Below are 18,992 nucleotides of genomic sequence, written 5' to 3' on the forward strand. Positions count from 1 at the left end.
CAGCAAATATCAATAAAACTTTGACAGAAATAGATTCTGCTTATTTATGGATTGCTACTGGAAATCTCGTAATTGATGCCTTGGTTAGTCACGCTCTGAATAGATCATGGAATAAATTTTGAACATAATATCAGTATGAAAAAGCATTGCACGCGATAGTGCAGCAATCCCTGAACGGAGAATGAGGGAAAGCGGCAACCTCCGAAATTGTCATGTTTTTATTTCTTAATTGATATTGATAATTATTATCACCTATAATAGAAGCAGACAGATTACGCTAAGATAGGGAGAGTTGTAGAGTGACAGAGTCCTTGGAATTATATGATGTAACGATTATCGGCGGTGGTCCTGCCGGAATGTATACCGCTTTTTATAGTGGAATGAGAGATATGAAAACCAAGCTGATCGAAGCCAAGCATGAGCTGGGCGGACGGATGCGCATATACCCGGAGAAGATGATATGGGATGTTGGGGGAGTTACGCCGATTTTATGTGAAAAGCTGATCGACCAGTTGGAGCAGCAGGCGCGAACGTTTGAGCCTACGATTGTGCTGGGGCAGCAGATTACAGGCTTGGATCGGCAAGATGATGGAACCTTCCTGCTGACCTCTGCAACAGGGGAGCAGCATTGGACCCGTACCGTTATACTGGCAGTAGGCTATGGCATTCTCAAAATGGCCAAGCTGGAGATTGAAGGGGCCGACCGTTATGAGGTTACGAACCTGCATTATACCGTGCAGGAGCTTGAGCCGTTCCGGGGCAAGCATGTTCTGATTTCCGGCGGAGGCAATTCGGCGGTGGATTGGGCGAATGAATTGGAGTCTATTGCGGCGAGTGTGACCGTCGTACATCGGCGGGATCATTTTGGCGGACATGAGAAAAATGTAGCTCGTATGAAAACGTCTTCGGTCCAAGTCCTCACACCTTATGCAGTGAGTCAGCTACATAGCAGCAACGGAGAAACGATTGAGCAGGTCACGATCAGTCATGTAGAGACGGGTGAAACCCAGATACTGAATGTCGATGCTGTTATCGTGAATCATGGTCTGAAATCCGATTTCGGCCCGATTCGAGATTGGGGACTGGATATGGGAGAGTGGCATGCCCGGGTGAGTGAAAAGCTGGAAACGAATGTACCTGGGATTTTCGCCGCAGGTGATTTTGTCGAGTACGGAAGCAAGCTGTATCTGATTGCAGGTACGTTCACGGATGCTGCCCTTGCACTGAATAGTGCCAAGCTATACATCGACCCCTCAGCCGACAAGGCGGCTTATGTATCCTCTCATAATAGCCGTTTCAAGGAAAAGAACCGTGAGTTGGGTGTCTTGGAGTAGGCAACGGGAACAGGCTGAATATGAATAGAATAAGCAGGGCATAAAGGAGCTTCCAGGACCATTAGATGTGGTTCTGGAAGTTTTTATATACATTTTTTGAGTTCAGCCTATATAGTAGATATGGAACTGCTGATGAGGATATGTATGCTTTGAAACATTATATTAGCCTGCCATGGAATGTATGGCGGGATCGGAAGGTGACCTATGGAAAAACGAACAGAGCAACATGCAGCTGTTATGGCAGATATTATTCAAAAGGCTGAACACTTTGTACAGCAGCAGCTGGAGCATGATCACAGTGGTCACGATTGGTTTCATATTGACCGGGTAAGAAAGCTGTCCCTTGCCATTGCTGCCCAAGAGGGCGCAGATTCGTTTGTTTGTGAGCTGGCTGCCCTGCTGCATGATGTAGCAGATGAAAAATTAAATGATTCCAAACAAGCGGGGCTGGATAAAGTTGAGCAGTGGCTGCGCCTGCACGTAAGTGATTCTGGAGTTATCACGCACGTGATGACTATTATTGCGACAATGTCGTACAATGGTGGCCAAAATCCGCCGATGGAAACACTGGAGGGGCAGGTTGTACAGGATGCAGACCGATTGGATGCTCTTGGAGCGATCGGTATTGCAAGAACCTTTATGTATGCAGGCTCAAAAGGCACTATGATGCATCACCCGGATAAAGATTTTTCACAGCACGACTATCGTGCCGCAGGCAAAAGCGCCATCTACCATTTTTACGAAAAGCTGTTGAAGCTCAAGGATTTAATGAATACTGCTTATGGCAAACAACTGGCGATGACCCGGCATCAGTGGATGGAGATGTACCTGGAGCAATTCTACAGAGAATGGAATGTGGATGATATCAAAAAGGGAGGAGAAAACATTTTTTGATAAATATTAGAAAAATTATTGCAATAGAGTGATTTCTCTCCTACTATTGATAATAGTTATCATCGATAATGATAACTATTATCAATAATTTTAAGTATATAGAGGGGAGTCATTCAGGTTATGAAGAAATTTGCAGTAGGGGTGTGTACCCTATTATCGGCAAGTTTGCTGTTGACGGCATGTGGTGGAAAGGGACAGGAGGCGAATCGCTCGGTACAAAGTAATACCAATGCATCGACGCAGACGTCCGTTTCCGATCAAGCGAGTAGCAAGACTATTACATATCTTGATAAAACGTACCAACTGACCAAGACGGACCATATTATTGTAGCTAGTTTGGAAGCGATGGAAGATGCGGCTGTCCTGGGAGTAAAGCCGACTGGGGCGGTCACTTCAGGAGGGATGTTCCCTAAATATATGGAAAAAGCGATGGAAGGAGCTGCAGATGTCGGTGACCGGATGCAGCCTAGTGCTGAAGCGATCCTGAAGCTGAAGGCGGATGTGATTCTGGGCAGTTCCAAATTTCGGCCAGCGGTGGCAGAACAGTTGGGTAAGGTCGCTACATTGATTCCAGTATCTCACATTTCAACGAACTGGGAAGCGAACCTGCTAATGATGGGACAGCTTACGGGCAAAGAGGCAAAAGCGGAGGAAATACTGAGCAAGTACAAGCAAGACGTGGAGGCAGCCCAACAAAAACTCAAGCCATTATGGGAAAACAAAAAGGTGCTTATGGTGCGGATTCGTACAGGCAATCTGTATGTATATCCTGCTAATGTGTATTTCAATCCTTCGCTGTATGTTGATCTGGGAGCCAAGGTGCCGGAAGAGTTGAATGGAGTCAAAGCACAAGAGGCGGTTTCCCTGGAGAAATTGGCTGATATGAATCCGGATTATCTTTTCGTGCAGTTTTCAGAAGGAGAAAACAAGGACCAGCCGCAGGCCTTGGCTGATCTTGAAAAGAATCCGATCTGGAACAGTATTAATGCCGTTAAAAATGAAAAAACATTCGTCAACATTGTAGATCCCAATGCTCAGGGCGGCACCTCATGGAGCAAAATCGCCTTTTTGGAAGCGGCTGTAAACCGACTTTCGCAGTAAAGGAAGGAACATGGGAAAAAAGCTGATTTCTCCTTACCTTGTCATCTTCATTGCCCCCTTGTTTATCGTTTTAACGGTGCTGCTTTCTGTGATGTACGGAGCTAAAACGATAGGATGGGAGACGATAATTGCCGCCTTTTTCCATTTTGATGCCGGAAATGTGGATCATCAGGTTGTTTTAAGCTCGCGTCTGCCCAGAGCAGTCGGCTCTATATTGATTGGTGCCTTTCTCGCTATTTCAGGTGCCATTATGCAAGGGATGACGCGAAACTTTCTGGCTTCACCCTCTATTATGGGCGTGTCGGATGGGGCTGCGTTTGTGATTACACTGATGATGATTTTGGCACCGAACTCCACTTCCATGAGCCTGATCGTCAGTTCTTTTGTGGGATCAGCCCTGGGGGTAGCAGTTGTATTTGGTTTAGCCTGGATGATCCCCGGTGGCCTTGCTCCTGTTCGCATGGCTATTCTGGGAACGATCATTGGCACGTTTTTAAGTAGCCTGTCGGCCATTCTTTCCATTTATTTTAATGTATCGCAAAATGTAAGCTTCTGGTTTAATGCCCGTCTGCACCAAATGGACCCCGGACTTATTCAACTGGCTATTCCTTTTGCCATGGTGGGAATTGTGGGGGCGATGCTGCTTGCCAAGTCCATTACACTGTTGTCGCTGGGTGACGAAGTCGCCACAGGCCTGGGACAACGGACACTGCCAATCAAGCTGGGGGCCATGCTCTGCGTTGCATTGCTGACGGGTGTTTCTGTGGCGTTGGCAGGGAAGATTGCTTTTGTGGGCTTATTGATTCCGCACATCACCAGATATGTAATCGGAGTGGATTATCGGTGGGTCATTCCATGCTCTGGCTTGATCGGTGGCGTTTTTTTGGGCATGTCTGATGTGTTGAGCCGTTTTCTTAATTATCCGTTTGAAACGCCCATTGGTGTGGTTACCTCGGTCATTGGCATCCCGTTCTTTCTGTATTTAATACGCAGAAAAGGAGGGGGAGAGCATGCGTAAAATCAGTGCGATGCGGCTGTGGCTCGTTCTGACAGGCGGAGCTTTGCTTATTTTAGCGGCCGCCTATATTAGTCTGACTCATGGAGAGTTCGACATGACCCTTCAGGAAGTGGTTCAGACGCTGTTCCGTACCAACCCTACTCCGCAGATGGATTTGGTTATTTTTGATTTTCGACTACCGCGTATTGTGATTGCGGCCTTGGTCGGTCTGGGGCTCGGGATTGCTGGAGCAGCGGTACAGGGGGTTACACGGAACGGCTTGGCCGATCCCGGTATTTTAGGCATTAATGCAGGTGCGGGGGCGGCAATCGTTATCTTCATGTTCTTTTACCAAGGACAAATGGAGACGACGGGCTGGACTACAGCCCTGGCTATGCCTTTTTTTGGCCTAATTGGAGGCTTGGCGGCTGCGCTGCTAATCTATTTATTTGCCTGGAAAGCAGGACGTCTTGATCCGCAGCGTCTGCTTCTCGTGGGTATCGCGATTGGCTCCGGCTTCGGTTCCTTGACCTTATATCTGTCGCTGAAGATGAAAGCCACGGATTTTGAGATGGCGACAGTATGGATGTCGGGAAGTATTTGGAGTGCTGATTGGAAGCTGGTTGCCGCCGTCATTCCTTGGCTGGTCATTTTAGTCCCCGTCATTTGGCTAAAATCGTATGTTCTGGATCTATTTCAATTGCATGAAAATACGGCCCAAAGTCTCGGTGTTGCGACCGAAAGGGAAAAGTCCGTTCTCCTGTTGTCCAGCATTGGACTGGTTAGTGCCTGTGTGTCTGTTTCGGGGGGAATCGGTTTTGTAGGCTTGTTGTCCCCTCATATTGCCAGAAGGCTGGTTGGACTTCATCATCGTCATGTCATTCCCGTATGCGGTATGGTGGGGATGGTGCTGGTACTATTGTCTGATTTTGTGGCCAAAACGGTGGTCGCGCCTGCGGAAATTCCCGTTGGGCTGATTATTGCGGTGATCGGAGTCCCTTATTTTGTAGTCTTGCTTATGAAAAAAACGGCCTGATTCCATTTTTAGTTAAGGGTCCAAAGGAGGTTATTCCCATCAAAAACCAATTTGTTCGAAGTCATGGTTCCAGCGATGCTGACGCACTTGTGTACATTCCCCACAGTCAGCATCGAGTGATGCGCTCGCGCATTGAAAACCGTGAATATCATATTTTTATAGCCATTCCTGTCGAGGAGCCTCCTGTGTCCGGTTATCCTGTTATGTATGTGCTGGATGCCAATTCTATTTTTGGAACAATGGTGGAAGCGGTGCGTGTTCAGGGCAGACGGCCTGATAAAACGGGCGTTGTTCCAGCTATCATTGTCGGTATAGGCTACCCGACTGAGGCACCGTTCCATCCTTCTCGATATTACGATCTTACATTGCCAGGAACGGAAGTAGAGCTTCCCGTAAGACCAAACGGAGAAGCATCTATGGAAAGCGGGGGAGCCGAGGAATTCCTATCGTTTATTGAAGATGAGCTAAAGCCTGAGATGGAGCGTGATTTTCACATCGACCGCAGCCGACAGACGATCTTCGGACATTCATTGGGGGGCCTGTTCGTATTACATACCCTGTTTACAAGACCCGACTCTTTTCAGGCTTATGTGGTGGGAAGCCCCTCTATTCACTGGGGCGGGAGAGCCCTTATGGAGGAAGAGCAACACTTTTTAGCCTCCACAGCTCAGGAGCAGCGGAATACAAGGCTGTTAATTGGGGTGGGAGAGTTGGAAGCAGGACATTCGAGTGGTATGCAGGAAAAGGCCAAGGAACTTGCCGAGCGCTTAACAAATGTGAAGGATTCGGGCTTGCATGTAGAATTCCGTGAATTTGCAGATGAAGGCCATATATCCGTGTTGCCGGTACTGGTGAGCAGAGCTGTTCGTTTTGCTTCGGTTTGTCACTAAAACTATAAAAAGGACCAAAAAACGAAGATATCTAAAGGAATATAGAGCATAAAAAGGGATAAAATTCAAAAAAACCTTCTCCAATGTTGCCAGGAGAGGGTTTTTTTGAATTGATAATTTGCCTGAATGTATAAATATGGGCTAAAACAGACGATTTTCAACATTGACTGTAATTGATGGTTTAGTTATCATATTTTGTAACTTGTCATTGATAATGATTATCATTATTAATGATTTAAATTCAAAATGAATGACGATTACAGCAGAAACTGGGCATTAAACTGCTTCTTTTGATTTCGCTGGAAAGGATGGAATGAACATGAGTGATGACGGAATACAGGGGAAGGTAGCTCTGGTGACAGGTGCCGCCCAAGGTATCGGTGCTGCTGTGGCGCGTTCTCTGGCCGAGCTGGGAGCAACCATTGCCGCTGTAGACCAGAATACGGAGGGTGTGAGCAGGCTGGTGGACGAGCTGGTGCGTGACGGCTATCGCGCAACGGCATTTCCCGTCGATGTCAGCCATCGTGCGGCTATCGACGAGACGGTGGAACAGATTGAGCATCAGCTCGGGCCAGTCGGCATTTTGGTGAATGTTGCAGGTGTGCTGCGAATGGGGCAAGTAGACACGCTCCGTGACAGCGACTGGACAGAAACCTTTGCTGTAAACACAAACGGTGTCTTTTACATATCCCGGGCTGTGGTGAAGCATATGATCCCCCGCAAATCGGGTTCGATTGTCACGGTGGGCTCCAATGCGGGAGCTGTGCCTCGTATGTATATGGCAGCTTATGCAGCTTCAAAGGCTGCTTCGGCAATGTTTACCAAATGCTTGGGATTGGAGGTTGCCTGCCATCACATTCGCTGTAATGTGGTGTCCCCAGGCTCTACGGAGACAGAAATGCAGCGTTCCCTGTGGTCTGATGAGAATGGTGCACAGGCAGCTATTGACGGATCGCCGAACGCTTACAAGGTTGGCATTCCACTGCAAAGGCTGGCTGATCCGGCAGATATCGCGGCGGCTGTTGTTTTTCTTGCTTCGGACAAGTCACGTCATATAACGATGCATGATTTGCGCATTGATGGAGGGGCTACTTTAGGTGTCTGAGTGGAGTACAGCAGTTTTGTATGGAAATAGATAATGGCAATCGTAACAGAAAACAATTGAAAAAGGGGGCAATTGAACGTATGAAATCCAATACTGCGTTTGAAGTGCAAGCGACTCAGTTGCTAAAAGATTACAAGCCAGGCTCTTCCTTCTTTTTTGCGTCACCTAGCCGGACTTTACTGGCTCAAGGTACGTTAGGAGCATTGCCGCATGGGGATGCAAGCGATACAGAGGGCGGATTGGCCGAGCGTGTAGCCACGCTGCTCGAGAGTGTGCGTCAGTCCCACGGTGGACATCCGATTGTGGTGGGAGCTATTCCCTTTGATGATTCACGGGCAGCACAGCTGCTGGTTCCGGCGGAGACTCGATGGGCAGGGCCGCTTCATTCTAACTCAACGAACTGGCACTCCGAGAATGGGAAAGCTGTTGGTTCGGCGAATGTTGCCGACAGTGTGAACCCGGTGAAGCTTGGGCAGGCTCCGGACTACGGTATTCGTTCCGTACCCGAACCGTCGGAGTTTGTACAAGGGGTGGAACAGGCCCTGAAATATATTGCGTCCGGGGAGCTGAACAAAATCGTGCTGTCCAGAACGCTACAGCTGGATACTTCGGAACAAGTAGACGTTCCTAGTTATTTGCATAATTTAGCCAGACATAATACCAAGGGCTATACCTTCGCTGTTGATTTACCTGCTTTGGAGGCGGAAGAAGCAGGTTCGGACAGGGCTGATGTCGGTGTGGAACAGCGAACACTGATTGGAGCCAGCCCCGAACTGCTCGTTTCCCGAGAGGGACTGCATCTGACGGTTAATCCGCTGGCTGGCTCTGCACCTCGCAGTGATGATCCTGTCGAAGATAAGCTACGGGCTGCGGCATTGCTGGAATCAGTCAAGGACCGGCATGAGCACGCGGTAGTCGTTGAAGCGGTGGCCTTGGCACTCAGACCGCTATGCCGGAGACTGGATGTGCCGCAGGAGCCTTCGCTGATACAAACAGAGACGATGTGGCATCTTTCGACTGAAATTACGGGAGAATTGTCGGATTTGTCGGTTTCATCTCTGGCCGTTGCCCTGGCGCTGCATCCTACGCCAGCCGTATGTGGTTCGCCTACAGAGCAGGCCAAAAAAGTTATCCGGGATATCGAATCGTTTGATCGGGGCTTTTACACGGGGATTGTTGGATGGTGTGATGCAGCGGGAGATGGAGAATGGGTGATTACGATCCGTTGTGCAGAAGCTGCAAAGCATTCCTTGCGTTTGTTTGCGGGGGCAGGCATTGTGGCGGCTTCAAACCCGGAAGACGAACTGGCGGAAACAGCAGCCAAGTTTGGAACCATGCTTCAGGCATTGGGACTGAAGCATGAATAATGAGAACGATACAGAAAGAGGAGGAATATCATGATGTTGCCCGGATGCCCTACATGGCCGCAGGAATTTGCCGAGCGTTACCGGAAGGCAGGCTACTGGGAGGGAGTGACCTTTGGAGAAATGTTGCGGGAGCGTGCAGTATCGCAAGGTGACCGGACGGCAGTGACAGACGGTCAAAAAAGTACAAGCTACCGTGAATTGGATGAAAAAGTAGATCGGCTGGCAGCTGGATTTTACCAATTGGGAATTAGACCGACGGATCGGGTCATCGTTCAGTTGCCAAATATCACGGAGTTTTTTGATGTATGCTTTGCGCTGTTCAGATTGGGGGCGCTGCCCATATTCTCACTTCCGGCTCATCGCAGTAGCGAGATTGCCTATTTTGCTGAATTTTCCGAGGCGGTCGCTTATATCATTCCAGATGTATATTCGGGCTTTGATTATCGTGGACTGGCCAGAGAGGTACAAGCCAGAGCGGCAACCCTGCGTCATGTCATTGTCGTAGGCCAGCCGCAGGAATTTACACCTCTATCCGGATTGTATATCGAGCCCGATCAGTCGTTACCCCAGGTGCTTTCGGGGAATATTGCCTTTCTCCAGCTTTCCGGCGGGAGTACAGGCTTGCCCAAGCTGATTCCAAGGACACATGATGATTATATTTACAGTCTGCGAGGGAGTGTTGAAATATGTGGCCTGGACGAAAAAAGCGTATATTTAGCCGCGCTTCCGATGGCTCACAATTATCCGCTCAGTTCTCCGGGTGTCTTCGGAACCTTGTATGCGGGAGGCAAAATTGTACTTGCGCCTACGCCGAGTCCAGATGATGCCTTTCCATTGATTGAACAGGAGCAAGTGACGATTACTGCCTTGGTCCCGCCGCTTGCGCTGGTATGGCTTGATAGTGCTTCGTCGAGAAGCTGTGATTTGTCCAGTCTTCAGGTGCTTCAAGTAGGGGGGGCCAAATTCAGTGAGGAGGCTGCTCGTCGGATAAAGCCGGAACTTGGGTGTACCCTGCAACAGGTGTTTGGTATGGCGGAGGGGCTGGTCAATTATACCAGACTGGATGATCCGGAGGATATCATTGTAGCAACTCAGGGACGTCCCATTTCAATCGACGATGAAATTAAAATATTGGATGATGAGGACAAGGAAGTGGCACCGGGAGAGCTAGGCCATTTGCTTACACGCGGACCTTACACGATTCGGAGTTATTATAAGGCGGAGCAGCATAATGCGCGAGCATTTACGCGGGATGGATTTTATCGTACGGGCGATTTGGTGAGGTTGAGTCCCGATGGCAATGTGATTGTGGAAGGCCGAGCCAAGGATCAAATTAACCGGGGCGGGGAGAAGGTGGCAGCTGAGGAGATTGAAAATCATTTGCTGGCCCATCCTGGTGTGCATGATGCAGCGATTGTAGCCATGCCTGACGAATATTTGGGTGAACGCTCCTGCGCTTTTATTATCCCGTATGAGATGGTGCCGACCGTGCCGGAGTTGAAGAATTTTCTGCGTGAACGTGGTTTGGCGGCATACAAAATTCCTGACCGAATTGAGTTTGTATCAGCGTTTCCACAGACCAGTGTAGGCAAGGTTAGTAAAAAAGCATTACGGGAAATGATTGCACAGCAGTTATCATCTGCACCTGAACTAAGTTGAGACATAACGAAGAGCAAGAACACATAAAGCAAGTCAGATATGCGGAATGAATCGAAAAATGAAAGGAAGCGATATGATGGCTATTCCTCCAATTTCAGCTTATCCGATGCCGGGTGCTTCGGATTTGCCCCAAAATAAAGTGGCATGGCGGCCTGATCCCGGACGTGCAGTGCTGTTGATTCATGATATGCAGCAATATTTTGTTACCGCTTTTGAGGCTGGACAATCTCCAGTCAAGGAGTTGATCGCTAACATCCAGCTGTTGAAAAGCCACTGTCAGCAGCTTGGGATACCTGTAATCTATTCGGCGCAGCCGGGAGGCCAGGCTTCGGAGAAAAGAGGGCTACAGCAGGACTTTTGGGGCAAGGGAATGGATGATGGACCTGTTCAAAAGGAGATTGTGAACGAGCTTGCCCCTTCGGATCAGGATATGGTTTTGACGAAATGGAGGTATAGCGCATTTCAAAAAACCAATTTAGACGAACTATTGCGGCAATATCATCGCGATCAGATCATGATTACCGGTATTTACGCACATATTGGCTGTCTAATGACCGCGACCGAGGCATTTATGAAGGATATACAGCCTTTTTTTGTAGCTGACGCCTTGGGGGACTTTTCACTGGAATACCACAAAATGGCCCTGACTTACGCTGCCGAGCGTTGCGCAGTTACGATGCTGACCTCCCCCTTGATTGACGAGTTGGAGACTACGAAGGGGTCAGCAACGGAAGGTGCTCAGGCGCAAAGTGGAAATATGGCTACAGCTCAGACAGGCATAGCTGACCAGAAGCCTGGTGAAAGAGAAAGCGCGGCAAAGGCTTCAAAATTAGCAATGGCTGAAAAGGAAGTGACTGCGGCTCCGCAGTTAACTGAACAATTGGTACGCGAGCAGGTTGCAGGATTGCTGCAGGAATCGCCGGAAGGATTGGCTGCCCACGATAATCTGATGGATAGAGGACTGGATTCAATTCGTATGATGAGTCTTGTGGAAAAATGGCGCCGCTACGGGGCAAAGGTGACGTTCGTGGAGTTGGCTGAACGTCCGACACTTGCTGATTGGTGGAAGCTATTGTCTTCGCGAACTAGGGAGTCGCTTCCTAATCTAGACTATTTTTCCCTTTAAAGGAGGGGTTGTGTATGCCCAAGCATCAGGATATTCGTCTTCCTTTGTCGGGAGCGCAAGCGGGTATTTGGTTTGCCGAGCAAATGGATTTGCAAAATCCGGCCTATAATACCGGTGAATACATTGAAATTCACGGGGCAGTCGATCCCGATTGCTTTAAGGAAGCACTTCGTCGCACGATAGCAGAGGCAGAATCACTGCATTTGCGGTTCGGAGAGGATGAGGATGGACCCTGGCAGGTGATTCAGCCTGCGCGGGAATGGACGCTACACCAAATCGATGTGAGCGCAGCTCCTGATCCTCGTAAAGCTGCTGAAGGCTGGATGAGGGATGATCTGCTCAAGCCAATTGATCTTGCCCAAGGGCCGCTGTTTACACAGGCATTGTTCCGGACAGGTCATCATCAATTTTTCTGGTATCAGCGTGTTCATCATATTGCACTCGATGGCTTTGGCTTTTCGCTCATAGCGCAGCGGGTGGCTCAATTGTACACATCTTTAGCGGAAGGCCGCTTTGAAGAAGAGGGTCGCTTTCCGCGATTTAGTCAACTATTGGAGGAAGATTCGGCCTATCGAGCTTCGGAGAAGTTTGGACAGGAGCGTGAATTTTGGAACAAACGCTTTGCCGATGGATTCGAGGTGGTCGGTTTAGCAGACCATGCGACGAGAAAGTCCGGACATGCAGCTTCGAAAGAAGTGACGGTTGGGGGTTTCATACGCCATACAGCATACGTCACCTCTGCGGAGCGTGAACGTCTTCGAATGGCTGCAGAACGTCTCAACGTGAGCTGGCCGAATTTAATCTTGGCGGCAATGGCTATTTATATTCACCGGCTCACAGGTGCACAGGACGTTATACTTGGTTTGCCGATGATGAACCGATTAGGCTCAGCCTCGCTCCGTGTGCCGGGTATGGTGATGAATCTGCTGCCGCTGCGTTTGTCCGTTCAGCCAGAGATGAAGATAGCCACATTGCTCCGCCAATTGGTACAGGAGCTGGGTGAGATACGGCGTCATGCAAACTACAGGCATGAGGAGCTGCGGCGTGATCTGCGCTTGCTTAGTGAAAACAGGAGATTGTTTGGTCCATTGGTCAATATTATGCCATTTGACTATGAGCTGAATTTTAGCGGTTCTCGCGGAACTACACATAACCTGTCGGCAGGCCCGGTTGATGATCTGTCCTTGAATGTCTATGACAGGTCGGACGGATCTGGATTGCGCATAGATTGGGATGCCAACCCTGCTATGTATAGCAAACGGGAAATAGAAGAGCATCAACAGCGTTTCTTGCAGTTGCTTACCAAGGTCGCAGCTTCGGAACCAGAACAGCCGATTGGACAAATCGATCTCCTGCTGCCTGCGGAGCGTCAGCTTATACTGGAGGGCTGGAATCGTTCTTCCCGTCCGATGCCAGTTGCTTCCTTACAGGAAATGCTACAGCAACAGGCAGAACTTAGACCTGATGCTGTAGCTGTGGAATGTGGCAACGACATGGTACTTAGCTATAAGGAGCTGAATCAGCGGGCGAACCGATTGGCCCATTGGCTGATTGCTCATGGGACAGGACCTGAGCAGGTCGTTGCCCTGATGCTCCCACGCTCCGTCAACATGGTTATAGGGATGCTGGCTGTGCTTAAAACGGGCGCGGCTTATGTTCCACTGGACCCTGATTATCCGCAGGATCGTGTTGCTTATGTGCTGGAGCATGCGTCTCCAGTCTGCATTTTAACAAATTTTCAAGTAGCGGATCGCATTCCGACAGAGATTTCTGTGCCACGTATGCTTTTGGATGGAGGAAGCGGCCAAGAGGATTTGACAGCCGTTTTGAACGGACACAGCAATGAATGTTGCGCAGCCTACCCGGATACGAATCCTACGGATCGCGAACGTGTTCAGCCTCTATCCACGGACCATCCTGCGTATATGATTTATACCTCTGGCTCGACAGGCAAGCCGAAGGGAGTCGTTATTACTTTCAAGAGCCTGACGAATTTTTTGCTCGCCATGCAGGATCAATTCAGGTTGCATGAACAGGATCGATTGTTGGCGGTTACGACGATATCCTTTGATATCTCTGGGCTGGAAATTTATTTGCCCTTGCTGAATGGTGCACAACTGATTATTGCCCGGAAGGAAACCGTTCAGGAGCCATCTGCTTTGGCCGAGCTGATTAACCGTTCACAGCCTACCCTGATGCAGGCGACGCCTACGCTGTGGCATGTGCTGGCAACAGAACATGCAGAGTCTATTCGGGGCTTGCGGGTGCTGGTTGGAGGCGAGGCTCTGCCAGAGGAATTGCTGCATACACTCCAGCGTCTGGATTGCCGCATTACGAATCTGTATGGTCCCACCGAAACGACGATTTGGTCTACCGCAGCTTCCATCGAAAAAGAGGACACGGGAATACCAACTATCGGCAGACCTATCCGCAATACGCAGGTATATGTGCTTGACGGTAGTCTTCAGGCAGTTCCGGCAGGGGTAACAGGGGACCTGTACATTGCCGGGGATGGGCTGGCTCGGGGATATTACGGCCGCCCGGATTTGACAGCAGAGCGTTTTGTAGCCAATCCGTTTGGTCCTCCGGGGAGTCGTATGTATCGAACTGGAGATTTGGCCCGCTGGAGATTGGATGGATCTCTTGAATACGGGGGGCGTGCGGACCACCAGATTAAAATTCGCGGCTTCCGCGTAGAACTGGGTGAAATTGAAGCTGTTTTGGCGCGGCATTCCGATGTAGCTCAGGTTTCTGTGATTGTCCGTGAGGACCGGGAGGGTGATCAGCGGCTGGTTGCCTATATCGTACCGAACGCTGCTACAGCAACGTTGGTGCTAACCGGAGCCGAGACAGAGACGATTCAGCAGAAGCCGGGTAAGCCATCGGTACAAAGCGAGCAATCTGATCAAAAAGCACTTAACGAACAAAAAGCACCTGCCGAACCAGCTGGATATCAAAGTATAAGAGGGGGCTTGGGGTCATCGCCTCATCGTTTGCATTCACTGGCGTTACGTGAATTTGCTGCTGCGAGCCTGCCTGATTATATGATACCCTCAGCGTTTGTGATGCTGGAGTCCTTGCCGCTCATGCCTAACGGGAAGCTGGACCGTAAGGCATTGCCTGCCCCTGTTATGGATAAGGATTTCCACGCTCGTACTCCCAGAACACCGCAGGAAGCCATATTGTGTGACCTGTTCGCAGAAGTGCTGGCACTACCGAAAGTTGGTATTGATGACAGTTTCTTTGATCTGGGGGGGCACTCGCTGCTTGCCGGACGCTTGATGGCCCGAATCCGTGAGATATTCGGGGTAGAGCTGAATATGGGCAGCCTGTTTGAAACTCCTACGGTTGCCAGCTTTGCGGAACGACTGGATCATGGGCAGAGCTTAAGGCCCTCATTGCTTCCAGCCGTACGTCCACAACGTATTCCCCTCTCCTTCGCCCAGAGTCGATTATGGTTCCTGCATCGGATGGAGGGACCAAGCCCTACATATAATATCCCACTCGTTATCCGTATGTCGGGGGATGTAAATGTGGAGGCACTTCAAGCCGCCTTGGGAGACGTCGTGGCCCGCCATGAGACGCTGCGTACGATTTTTCCAGATGTGCAAGGTGTATCGCAGCAGGTCATTCTGGAAACACAGCAAGCTTGGCCTCTCCTGCGTGTGACGAAAATCTGTGAGACAGAGCTGCCACATTTACTTGCAGAAGGGTCCCGTTACTGCTTTGATCTTGCAGTGGAGCCGGCTTTGCGAACGGAGCTATTCACGCTGTCTGCTGACCGGCATGTGCTGCTCGTGCTGCTGCACCATATTGCCGGAGATGGCTGGTCGCTGAATGCACTCACAAGTGATTTGGCTACAGCCTATGCTGCACACATTGAGCGTTATGCACATACGGCGGAACAACCCGGGCAGCCTGAAAGTATAACACCGGTGTTGCCGAAGCTGCCTGTACAATATGCAGATTATGCACTATGGCAGCAGGAATTGCTTGGCAAGGAGAACGAAACCGACAGTCTGATGAACAAGCAGCTTGCCTATTGGCATAACGCATTGAAAGGCCTGCCGGATCAAATAGACCTGCCTACAGACTATCCGCGTCCTTCCGAGGCGAGCTACCGGGGGGATACCGTTGCATTGCGGATAGCTCCCGAATTGCATGAGCAGTTGCTGCGTTTGAGTCGTAAAAGTCGGGCCAGCCTGTTTATGGTGATGCAGGCCGGGCTCGCCGCATTGCTGACCCGATTGGGAGCAGGGACGGATATCCCGGTGGGCAGTCCGATAGCGGGACGCAACGCAGAGGGACTGGATCAACTCGTGGGCTTGTTTATCAACACGCTGGTACTTCGTATTGACACATCGGACGACCCTGCTTTCCGGGAGCTGTTGGAACGGGTCCGTCGTACTTGTCTGGATGCGTATGAACATCAGGATGTACCCTTCGAGCGCCTCGTAGAGATGCTGAACCCAACACGCTCCAGATCGAGACATCCATTGTTTCAGGTGATGCTTGCTCTACAAAACACCCCTGATCTTGAATTGCCATTACCGGGTGTGGAAACTCAGTTGCAATTGGCCAGCGTGGGTGCAGCGAAGTTTGATCTGACGGTGGAGCTGCGAGAATGTCGGACTGCAGACGGGCGGCCTGATGGAATCGAGGGCTGGATCGAATACAATACCGATTTATTTAAAAGGGAAACGATAGAGGCTATGAAGGTACGGCTGGAGCGGCTATTGGCAGCTGCGGCGGCTAATATGGAAGAACCGATAGGGGCCCTGGATATTCTGGGACCAGAGGAACGACACGAAATTCTCGTGAAGTGGAACGGTGACACGAACGCGAGCACTTGTCTTAACCAAGCGTCTACCTCGAGCTTGCCTGTTTTATTTGAACAACAGGCTGCCCGTACCCCGGGAGCTGTTGCAGTTTCATACGAAGGCAACCAGCTAAGTTATGAGGAACTGAACGCGCGTGCCAATCGACTGGCGCATCTGCTGATCGCACGTGGTGCAGGTCCAGATCGCATTGTGGCACTGGCGCTTCCCCGGTCACTGGATATGGTCATTGCGTTGCTGGCTGTGCTTAAATCGGGCGCCGCCTACTTGCCGCTAGATCCTGATTATCCGGCAGACCGTCTCGCCTATATGCTGGAGGATGCTGCACCTGCTCTGATGATTACCAGCATTCACGTGACAATATCCTCAACTTCGGCCACAAGCACGGTGTTCCCGATTGTACTGGAGGATGCTCAGATCAATAAGGAGCTGCAGTCATATCCTGACCGCAACCCGGTGGATGCAGACCGTCTGAAGCCTTTGTTGCCGCTTCATCCTGCCTATATTATTTATACATCCGGTTCTACTGGAAAACCAAAGGGTGTAGTTATTCCCCATCAAAATGTTGCGCGTTTGTTCGATTCGACGCAGCACTGGTTTCATTTTGGTCCGTCGGATGTATGGACTCTGTTCCACTCCTATGCGTTTGATTTTTCAGTATGGGAAATTTGGGGACCGTTGCTTCATGGAGGCCGTCTTGTCATTGTGCCGTATACTGTCAGTCGTTCTCCGGAGCAGTTCCTGCAATTGCTGGTGGACGAGGGCGTAACGGTGCTCAATCAGACACCTTCGGCTTTTTACCAACTGATGCAGGCTGATCTTGAACAGCCTGCCCTTTCGCAAAAGCTGGCGTTGCGCTATGTGGTATTTGGTGGTGAGGCCCTGGAGCTGGGCCGGTTGACTGCATGGTATGAGCGTCATGCAGACGATGCCCCTACCTTGGTGAATATGTATGGGATTACGGAGACGACTGTACATGTCAGCTACATTGCGTTGGACCGTGATATGGTGGCTGTAAAAGCGAACAGTCTGATTGGGCGTCCCATCCCCGACCTGCGGGTGTATGTACTGGATCATCGATTCCAGCCTGTCCCGCCGGGTGTAACGGGTGATTTATATGTCGCCGGTGCTGGATTGGCACAAGGCTATTTGGGAAGACCCGCTTTGACGGCAGAGCGTTTTGTAGCCGATCCGTACGGTATACCGGGGAGCCGGATGTATCGGACAGGTGACTTGGTACGCTGGCGGTCTGACGGCTCGCTGGAGTATGCCGGACGTGCTGACCAGCAGGTCAAAATACGTGGCTTTCGCATTGAGCCGGGGGAAATTGAAGCGGCGCTGGTTCGGCAGGAGGATGTGGCTCAGGCAGCGGTCATTGTCCGCGAAGATCAGCCGGGGGACAAACGACTTGTCGCCTATATTGTCCCTGTACCCGGTGGCGAACCGGAAGCATCCAGACTCCGACTGCATGCAGGAGCCAGCTTGCCTGATTATATGATACCGTCAGCTTTTGTCACGGTATCCAATCTCCCGCTTACACCTAATGGCAAGCTGGATCGTAAAGCACTACCCGCTCCCGTGCAGATGGCTGCAGGTGGAGGAAGAGGACCGCGAACGCCGCAGGAGGAAATCCTGTGTGATTTGTTTGCCGAGACGCTTGGCATGGAGCGAATCAGTATAGATGATGGCTTTTTTGATCTGGGCGGTCATTCATTGCTGGCTGTGAAGCTGATTAGTAGAATCCGCGAGGCCTTGGGTATCGAGTTGGGCATTGGCAACCTTTTTGGAACGCCAACAGTGGCTGGCCTAGCCGAGCAGTTGAACGTAGGTGCCAGTCAAGGGGCTTTGGACGTGTTGCTTCCTTTGCGTGCAAGCGGCGTGCAAGCTCCGTTGTTCTGTGTACACCCGGCAGGCGGATTAAGCTGGTGTTATGCGGGCTTGATCCAATCCATGGGCAAGGATTTTCCTATTTATGGCTTACAGGCTCGTGGGATCGCCCGACAGGAGGAATTGCCGCAGACACTGGATGATATGGCAGCCGATTATATTCGTCATATTCGCACTGTTCAGCCCAAAGGACCGTATCATCTGTTGGGATGGTCTTTGGGAGGGAATGTAGCGCATGCAATAGCGACACAGCTTCAATACGAAGGAGAGACGATTGCGATTCTGACTATGCTGGATTCCTATCCAAGCAATCATTTGCCGCTGCGGGGAGGACCGGATGAGGAGGAAGCGCTAATCGCTCTGCTGGCTCTGGGTGGTTATGACCCGGATAGTCTGAATGATGAGCCTTTGCGGCTTTCCACCGCCCTGCATATCTTGCAAAGCGATGGGAGCGCCTTGGCCAGCCTCAGCGAGGAGACGATTTTAAACCTCAAGGATACTTATGTAAATTCTGTGCGTATCTTGGGGGAGTATGTTCCGAGACGGTATAAAGGCGATATTTTATTTATCAGATCTACAATTATTCCAGATTGGTTTGAGCCAATTGCTCCGGAAACCTGGCTTCCCTATATTGATGGACAGCTAGAGCAGCATGAACTGGATTGCCGCCATAAGGATCTGTGCCAGCCGGGACCTTTGGCGCATATTGGAAAACTGCTTGCAGCCAAACTACAGGCTTTCTAAGTCAAATGACGCCA

Annotated in this window: 11 protein-coding genes; all 11 read left to right on the top strand. The window is 50.3% G+C overall.

What is annotated here, in order from left to right; translation table 11 throughout:
- Window positions 1–299: 299 nt before the first annotated feature.
- Window positions 300–1,334, top strand: coding sequence for an NAD(P)/FAD-dependent oxidoreductase (locus WG8_RS07135; RefSeq protein WP_007429466.1), 1,035 nt, complete (start codon window positions 300–302; stop codon window positions 1,332–1,334).
- A 204-nt stretch (window positions 1,335–1,538) separates the two neighbouring features.
- Window positions 1,539–2,228, top strand: coding sequence for an HD domain-containing protein (locus WG8_RS07140; protein ID WP_007429467.1), 690 nt, complete (start codon window positions 1,539–1,541; stop codon window positions 2,226–2,228).
- A gap of 120 nt (window positions 2,229–2,348) precedes the next feature.
- The gene (locus WG8_RS07145; RefSeq protein ID WP_007429468.1) at window positions 2,349–3,329 is read left to right on the top strand and encodes an ABC transporter substrate-binding protein; all 981 of its coding nucleotides are present in this window, start codon (window positions 2,349–2,351) and stop codon (window positions 3,327–3,329) included.
- 10 nt (window positions 3,330–3,339) lie between these two features.
- Entirely contained in the window at window positions 3,340–4,347 is a 1,008-nt protein-coding gene (locus WG8_RS07150) for a FecCD family ABC transporter permease (RefSeq protein WP_007429469.1), read from the top strand.
- Window positions 4,340–5,362 carry a FecCD family ABC transporter permease gene (locus tag WG8_RS07155; protein ID WP_007429470.1) on the top strand — a complete coding sequence of 341 codons (1,023 nt, stop codon included), beginning with the start codon at window positions 4,340–4,342 and terminating at the stop codon, window positions 5,360–5,362. Before WG8_RS07150 ends, WG8_RS07155 begins: the two co-directional genes overlap by 8 nt.
- A gap of 119 nt (window positions 5,363–5,481) precedes the next feature.
- Window positions 5,482–6,252 carry an alpha/beta hydrolase gene (locus WG8_RS07160; RefSeq protein WP_043890855.1) on the top strand — a complete coding sequence of 257 codons (771 nt, stop codon included), beginning with the start codon at window positions 5,482–5,484 and terminating at the stop codon, window positions 6,250–6,252.
- Between the two features lie 319 nt (window positions 6,253–6,571).
- Complete coding sequence (locus tag WG8_RS07165; protein WP_007429472.1) at window positions 6,572–7,357, top strand: 2,3-dihydro-2,3-dihydroxybenzoate dehydrogenase; 786 nt, start codon at window positions 6,572–6,574, stop codon at window positions 7,355–7,357.
- 80 nt (window positions 7,358–7,437) lie between these two features.
- Window positions 7,438–8,724, top strand: a complete 1,287-nt coding sequence (dhbC, locus tag WG8_RS07170) for an isochorismate synthase DhbC (RefSeq protein WP_007429473.1) — start codon at window positions 7,438–7,440, stop codon at window positions 8,722–8,724.
- A gap of 33 nt (window positions 8,725–8,757) precedes the next feature.
- Window positions 8,758–10,383: a (2,3-dihydroxybenzoyl)adenylate synthase gene (locus tag WG8_RS07175; protein WP_007429474.1), complete on the top strand. Its 1,626-nt coding sequence runs from the start codon at window positions 8,758–8,760 to the stop codon at window positions 10,381–10,383.
- Between the two features lie 76 nt (window positions 10,384–10,459).
- Window positions 10,460–11,509, top strand: a complete 1,050-nt coding sequence (locus tag WG8_RS07180) for an isochorismatase family protein (protein ID WP_007429475.1) — start codon at window positions 10,460–10,462, stop codon at window positions 11,507–11,509.
- A 14-nt stretch (window positions 11,510–11,523) separates the two neighbouring features.
- The gene (locus WG8_RS07185; RefSeq protein WP_007429476.1) at window positions 11,524–18,978 is read left to right on the top strand and encodes an amino acid adenylation domain-containing protein; all 7,455 of its coding nucleotides are present in this window, start codon (window positions 11,524–11,526) and stop codon (window positions 18,976–18,978) included.
- Window positions 18,979–18,992 lie beyond the last annotated feature (14 nt).

Source organism: Paenibacillus sp. Aloe-11 (assembly GCF_000245715.1).
Lineage (GTDB): Bacteria > Bacillota > Bacilli > Paenibacillales > Paenibacillaceae > Paenibacillus > Paenibacillus kribbensis.